The organism is Pedobacter sp. ASV28, assembly GCF_016428855.1.
Taxonomy (GTDB): domain Bacteria; phylum Bacteroidota; class Bacteroidia; order Sphingobacteriales; family Sphingobacteriaceae; genus Pedobacter.
Map to the genome: position 1 here is coordinate 25065 of NZ_JAELTN010000056.1, position 7626 is coordinate 32690.

General features: G+C 38.0%; 6 protein-coding genes. All 6 read right to left on the reverse strand.

Going from position 1 to position 7626, the window contains the following annotated elements; all coding sequences use genetic code 11:
• Positions 1-26: 26 nt before the first annotated feature.
• Positions 27-1526: a pectate lyase gene (locus tag JHD79_RS17665; protein ID WP_199120629.1), complete on the reverse strand. Its 1500-nt coding sequence runs from the start codon at positions 1524-1526 to the stop codon at positions 27-29.
• An 8-nt stretch (positions 1527-1534) separates the two neighbouring features.
• The gene (locus JHD79_RS17670) at positions 1535-2488 is read right to left on the reverse strand and encodes a pectinesterase family protein (protein WP_199120630.1); all 954 of its coding nucleotides are present in this window, start codon (positions 2486-2488) and stop codon (positions 1535-1537) included.
• A gap of 34 nt (positions 2489-2522) precedes the next feature.
• Complete coding sequence (locus JHD79_RS17675; RefSeq protein ID WP_199120631.1) at positions 2523-3515, reverse strand: pectinesterase family protein; 993 nt, start codon at positions 3513-3515, stop codon at positions 2523-2525.
• Positions 3515-4270 carry a rhamnogalacturonan acetylesterase gene (locus JHD79_RS17680; protein ID WP_199120632.1) on the reverse strand — a complete coding sequence of 252 codons (756 nt, stop codon included), beginning with the start codon at positions 4268-4270 and terminating at the stop codon, positions 3515-3517. Before JHD79_RS17680 ends, JHD79_RS17675 begins: the two co-directional genes overlap by 1 nt.
• 63 nt (positions 4271-4333) lie before the next feature.
• Positions 4334-5899: a DUF4957 domain-containing protein gene (locus JHD79_RS17685; RefSeq protein ID WP_199120633.1), complete on the reverse strand. Its 1566-nt coding sequence runs from the start codon at positions 5897-5899 to the stop codon at positions 4334-4336.
• A gap of 11 nt (positions 5900-5910) precedes the next feature.
• Positions 5911-7515: a RagB/SusD family nutrient uptake outer membrane protein gene (locus tag JHD79_RS17690; RefSeq protein WP_233164771.1), complete on the reverse strand. Its 1605-nt coding sequence runs from the start codon at positions 7513-7515 to the stop codon at positions 5911-5913.
• Positions 7516-7626: the final 111 nt, after the last annotated feature.

The following is a 7626-nucleotide window of genomic DNA, read 5'->3' on the forward strand; positions in this document are numbered from 1 at the left end:
GTAAACCATTCACTTCTTTTTATTACTTATTTTTTATATTGTGCTTCGGTAATGGCTTTTACTAAACTATTGATATAAACCTCAATATTATCGTAACCAGAACTCAGCTCACGACCATTGGCATTGGCCTTATTGGGATCTAGTTTATTGGCAATTTCCCATTCATCTGGCATACCATCGCCATCAGTATCTTTCAGCGCCGCTGTCTGATTTAATTTCGGCCAACCACCTACGTCTTTTTGGGTATCAATGATCCCCCATAAACCTGAAATTGAACCTTTATAAGTCGCTGTACCGGTTCTTACCTCATTCGCTATTCTGATATCCACCGCATCTCTCTTGTACGAGGCACCGCCATAGTTCAATACGGCTTCATATGCCTCTAATGCAGTATGAGCTGTAATTTCTGCGCTAGAAAACGGTACTGTTTTGCGTACCATTGTTTCTGTAATACCTGAATCATAATCTACGCCACCACTCCAATTGTTTGCCGTTACCGTTGCGTTGCCGTTAACATAATTTCCATCGATATAAAATGTACCATATCCCAACCCATAAACAGAAGGGTTGGCTGCTCCCGTTGTCACATCTTTTGTAACCTGCATAATCCTTTTATTTCTGTTAGATGGAGTTGAAGGTCCTGGCTTGTAATAGTTATTTACTATATTATATTCTCCATTTTCGCCACCGTAAGCACTGTTACCACTCCAGTTATAAATCACATTATTTCTATAATCTACTTTATCTGGACCATAAGGCCCCACGCCAGTACCACTACCACTGCTGTAGCGTAAGCCTCCATCAAATCTTGGATTACGGCTGGTATGATGTGCCAATAAATTATGATGGAAAGTGGCAGGCGAACCTCCCCATATACCACCATAACCGTGCGCTCCTTTAGAATGCCCAGAATTGGTCATGCTCTCCGTAAGCATGCACCATTGCATGGTAAAATTTTTATTGTGATAAAAGGATGAGCATTCATCAATAGACCAACTCATGGAACAATGATCGATCATGATATTGTCCAAACCGCGGCCCCAAAAGGAATCACTTTCAATGGTTGCTACGTTCACATCGCCCAACCTAAATCGCATATAACGGACAATTACATTATTGGCTGTAATGTTCACCTCATAATTCTGAATACAAATTCCATCTCCAGGAGCAGTCTGGCCGGCAATTGTGACATTGCCATTACTAATTTGCAATTTGCTTTTCAGTTCGATATTTCCAGAAACCTCGAAAACAATAATGCGAGCCCCGCTGGCCGCTATAGCTTCTCTTAAACTCCCTGCACCTGCATCATTTAGGTTAGTCACTTTTATGACACGTCCACCACGTCCACCCGTCGTATTTTTACCATATCCTTCTGCTCCCGGAAATGCAATAGCCGTTTCCTGTACCTGAACTGGTTTATCTTGGTTTCCGTTTCCACCACCATTATCGTTTGGTGCTTCGCTCTTTTTAGAGCAGCTTAAGAGGGCAAATACACTCAAAAGGAAATATAATCGGTTTCTTTTCATCTTATTAATTAATCTATTTTTGGCAACCACTTATTCTTATTTTGAAATATATTTTTGAGCGTATATTCCTTAACTTGTTTTTTACTCAATTGATGAGACCATTCTACACGTTGACCCTCTACAAAACCAGCACCATAAGAACCATATTCTGCATAGAACGTAGTTTTGTGATTCTCATTTTTATTCCATACGCTCCAACCTGCAGACAAGATATGATCGCCCATTTGCGTATTGATAAATACGGTTTTGGCATAAGGTCGCCATGGCCGGCCCAAATACACCTTTTTAAATGAAGAATCTGCCGTTAGCTTACAATTCAAAAAAACAAAACCATAAGGTTGTGCTTCGGTAGTTGAGGCCGCTGTGATGTAAGAGTTTTTCTTGCTATGTATATGGCATCTTTCGAACACTACTGTCGCTGCCCCAAAGATGAAATCTGTTGTACCTTCTATATAGCAGTCTACATAATATTGCCTGCTGGTATCGGCCGAAGGGAAAAGCGTATCTTGGTTTCCAATGATCTTACAGTTTTTAATCGTCACCCGGTCAGCCGCTACATGTAAGGCAACAGCCTGACCTAACGGGCCTGCCGAATTTTCGAAAGTTAAATTCTCTGCACTAAAATCATTGCCCTGAACTAAAACAGTATGCGAAGTGTAGGTATTGATATTGCCCTTACCAGAATAATCATCAAAGGTAATAATGGTATTTTCTCTATTTTCACCTAACAGCCTAATTCTCGATTTTTGTGCAGGAACGACCAATTTTTCCTTATAAACCCCTCTTTTTATAGAAATAGTTACCATTACGTCACTATAATCACGAACAGCATTTACCGCTTCCTGAATGGTCTTAAAATCTCCACTACCATCTTGTGCAACGGTTAGTTCTTTCGGATAATCTTGTGCTTTTGCAGATTGATATCCAATAAGACAATATAATATGAATAGTATTTTTTTCATTTAAAACAGATTCCTCGTACCTCGGAATGAAAGATTACTCGATTGGTTTCCAACCATCAAAAATCTTTTCTAACGTGTAGTTTTCATTCACTTCTTTTTCAGTTAACTGGTGTGACCATTTTACACGGAACTTATCATTTGCTCCTGCCCCTTTGCTTTTATATTCAGCATAAAATGAAGTCTTTTCTGCATCTGGTTTATTCCAATTGTGCCATCCTTCTGGCTTAATTTGTTTACCTAAATCGCAATTAATAAATACGGTTTTAGCATAGGGTCGCCAAGGTCGGCCAAGATAAAATGAGCCTTCAACAGCATCGCCAGTTATACGACTATTGATGAATACGTAGCCATACCTTATACTGTCTGGTGTTGATGCTGCAGTTACATAACCTCCCTTTTTACAGAAAATTTCACAATGATCAAATACTGCCGTAGATGAACCAAAAATAAAATCAACCGTACCTTCTATATAGCATTGATAGTAATATTGACGACTTCCATAACCATAGGTATATAGTGTATCCTGAAAGCCTAGTATTCTACAATTTATAAAGCGTGCCTTATCACCTGCCACAAATAGGGCAACTGCTTGGCCAACCGGACCTGCCGTGTTCTGAAAGGTAAGGTTTTGTGCAGTGAATTGAGGTCCGTACACATAGAAACTTGATGAGCCGGAAGTTCCTTTTTCTTCACCAAAAATATTTTTCTTTTGTGCCCAATCATCGAAGGTGAGTATAGTTCTATCTACACTTTCTCCAATCAACGTTACCGCCTGTTTAGAGGAAGAAAGATTAAGTTTTTCTTTATATATACCATTCTTAATAAAGATAGTAGTGGTTACTTTTCTAAAATCAGGCACTGCATTTAAGGCTTCCTGCACCGTTTTAAAGTTACCCGATCCATCTTGGGCCACTACAAAGTTGTATTGAGTATCAAGTACCGAGTATCTGTTATCAATATTTGAAGCATAGGCGGAAAAACTATGCAACCATACAAGCATACAACAATACAACAATTTGCTCTTCATCACTTTTTAACTTCTGGTTTTACCACTTTATCAGCCAAGGGCAACTTTAGTGCCTTAATTTCCTGTAGTACGATCTGCGCAATTTTCCTAGCTCCTAATTCACTGAAATGCGTGTTATCTATTTTTCCTTCAGGATAATTTGGATGTTCGTTAGGCAACAATTGTAAAAAAAGTAATTTTGAATTTTCTTCTCCCATTTGTTGATAAAGCTGCCTGCTTTTTTCATCCAGATCGATAAGGGCAACCTTTAATTTTTCCGCTGCCTGTTTAACCAATGGCGTATACTCTTTGTGAGTTTCCAGCGCCTGGCCTTCCTTATCGAATTTTCTACGGGAAACAGGCGTAATTAATATAGGTGTAGCTTGTTTTGAACGAGTTTCATTTACGAATTTTGTCAAATTTTCTATATACTGCTCTGGGGTAGTATATCGATCTGCTTTTTCCTTACTCTCATCATTATGCCCAAATTGGATCAGTACATAATCTCCTTTTTTCATGGTAGACAAAGCAGTTGACCATAAACCTTCCGATAAGAATGTTCGGGTACTCCTTCCATTTTTTGCCAAGTTGTTTACCACTACGGTACTGTCAAAAAAATAAGTAAAAGGCATGCCCCAACCCGTTTCTGGATAAGCTTTGGTTAGCTTATTTGCTGCTGTTGAATCACCAATGATAAAAACAGTTGTTTTGCTTTGAAATACGGATAAACCAAAAGCGATTAGGAATGAATTAACTAGAAAAAACTGACGAATCATATGTATAAAGGAATTAAAAAAAGGATGAGGCTTTTTCTAGCCTCATCCTTATCAACTATAAGATTATCTCCACCTTACATCTCCTATACCATATGCCTTTAGATCGACATTTGAAATAGTGAAATTACCAGCTGCCGCATTAGTGAAACCAGGATCTAATTTTGTATAACCATTAGCAGTAGCATCATTTTTAGCTGACGTGGTTGTACTTTCATAAAAATTGGCTGCATTGAAATAATTGTTATTTAACATTTCAGCAAAGATTGTTGCACTTTGATTGGTGTAATAAGCCAAAGAGTTAACTACAATATTCTTATTAAAATAAGTTGATAGTGTTGTCAATCTATTATAGAAATATCTTGTCCCCGTATAGTTCATCACGTTATAAAAAGTATTATTAGTTACTGTCAGTTTATTACTTGTTTGTGTTGGGAAAGTAGTAACATTATCTATACGGAACAGATCTCTCTGGCTATCGCTAGTGGTGAAGTTATATAGGGTATTGTTTTTCATGCTGAAAGTTTTAGCAAATCCTAACCTCATATCCACAAATGCAGCACCTGTAACATTAATATCATGAAAAATGTTATTTTCCAAGGTAATCGATTCTATCAATGCAGATACATTAATATATAACAATCCTTTCGCATAATTATACATTTCACTATTCAATATCGAAACTGCGCCATAAGTGCCAGTAGAAGCAGCATTATAGATAATCAATTGATTCGTATTTGAGGCCTGATTTCCATCTAGTTTTACATTATTTAAAGTTAATGCTGCATTTGCTTCCAGTTTGAAAACTGCCCTATTAATTACAGGTTTGTTCACTGCATCGGTTCCAACAATCGTAATATTTTTGTTTGCTGTAATATCACTTGTTAAAGTATAAGTACCTGGGTGTAATGCTATCCTTACAGATCCAGATGCAGCAAGAGCAGCTGTCAATTCGCTATCGTTATGCACTTGGGTAAAGGCGCTAACATCTATAGCTGTTGTAAACGTAGTGCTACCTCTTTGTATGGCATTATTAAAGATGCTAACAGTATATAAAGTTTCAGCTACCAATCCGGTAACCGTAGCGCTTCCCGCAGCAATTTCAGCAGGGGTTAAAGTACGAGAAATATTACCTGGATTAAACACCAATCGGGTAACCGTTTCATTTGCAGGCCAAGTAATCTTTACAGATGTAGCGGTAATATCACCTAAGCTTACCGGATTTAAAATTTGTTCGGCATCAGTTTTAAAGGTCACACTTACCCATTTAGAATCTGCCGATCCATTGGAACCAATAGATTTTACACGAACAGCATGCTGGGTCGCTCCCGCTAAACCTGTAACAGTATAAGGCACTTGATCATATTTTATACCTGTAATTGTTTTTACAGGTGTACCAGAAAAATCTACGTTATCATAAACTTCTATGGTATAAGACGACGCATTTGAAACTTTAGTCCAGGTAAGTCTAGCATTAATCTTATTAATTACGGTTGCTGTTAAACCTGTTGCTGAAAATGCCCTATCGGTATTTAAAGTTTTAATTTCCTCTAATACACTGTCCTTACATCCACTTAGTAATGCTAATGACATTAAGGAAAAAGCTAATATGTTTTTAAAATTCTTTTTCATGATTCGCTCAATTATAAACCTAGGAAACTATTATTTAACATTCCGTTAGACGAATCTAAGAACGTTTGCCATATAGGCCAATAAGGTTGTTTACTTGGCTGATTAACATATAATGCATTCCAAAATGTAGTAGCATCAGATGAAGATGACATGGTCCAGGTTTTATTGGCAGTATAGCCGCCTGCCAACCCAACGGCATCGGTATCTCCAAAATTAAGTCCATAAATATCCAAAGTCTCGCCATCTGCTTTTAAGCTGTAATATATCTTGGCGGGAAGATTAGCATAAATACCTTGTCTATTCTCCAACTGTTCTAATTTGGTCTTGTTTTCGGCCAACTTTGCATCCAATAAATTCCAACGGATCAAGTCGTTCTTTCTTAACATTTCACCTACAAATTCTAAAGCCCTTTCCTTTACTATGGCATTGAAGAAAGTAGTTTTAGAGGCAGTTACCGTATTCATGTAGGCCGTGACCATAGCAGGATTATTGGGATAGGCCCTATCTCTAATCATTTTTAAATAAGGAGCCGCGGCATTTTGACCGTCCAATTCATTTATTGCTTCTGCCGCCATCAATACAATGTCTGAATAACGCATATACATCCAATTGATCCCATCGTCATTAGTAGAGGTTACCCTACGCTTCATCCATTCATAACGATATTTTCCAAAATACATTTTCCCTAGACTTGATGTGACCTGATAAGCTGTATTTGCCGTACCATCGCTATCCCAACCATAAGGCGTAATACTTACGTTTCTTCTGGTATCTTCCTTTTCAAAATCATACCACATGGTAGGATTAGCGATAACTGATCCTCCTTTATTCTGCCCGGTATATTTGTCGATTTTATTATGGTTAACCCCCAAATCAAAAATCACCCTACCTCTACCTTCAGCAAAAGGAATTTCCCACATTGATTCTTGTCCAGCTGTAAGTACCTCTTGGTTTAAGTTTCTAAACACTTGTTCAAAGCTTGGCAATAACTTAACGCTACGACTGGTAATTACATCTATGCACTCTTTTTTGGCAATTTCATACATCTTAGCTGGAGCTAAGTCCGGATCTGTACTTAAACGAACAGTCTTATCCTGACGTAAAGCATATCCACCTGCCATAAGCGCTATACGAGCTCGTAACCCTTTGGCAAAAGCTTTATTCACACGCTCTACAGAGCTGGTCCTGGCAGTTGCATTTGGCCATGCCAAATAAGTAGTAGCTTCAGCCAAATCGGCCAACAATTGTTTATAAACGATATCTCTGTCTGTTCTTGGTTTATACATTGTTTCAGCAGAGTTGGGCTCAAATCTTGCTGGAACATCTCCCCAGGCCTTAATTAAATCGGTATACATAACGGCTCTAAGGGTTAAAACTTCCCCTAATAATTGAGCCATAGCACTATTGCTCTCCACGTTACCATAAGCCCTTAGTCCCCTGATGGCCAAGTTACAACGTTCAATACCTGAATAAAGCATGGCCCAAACATTATTATCAGTATTCATTTGACCATTATTCACATTTGTATTATAGTTACAAAGACGAGATTTTTCGTCGCTCGTATTTTTGATACTTCCTATTACCTCTGAATCTGTATTAGATCCGTAATAACTCATCTACATCAACTGGAGGAGGTGTTTACTTTAGTATTCCTACTGGAGCCGCTTCAATAACTAATTTTATAGCAGTTAAATTTATCGAAAATACGGGTACAAGGGGCGGGGCAT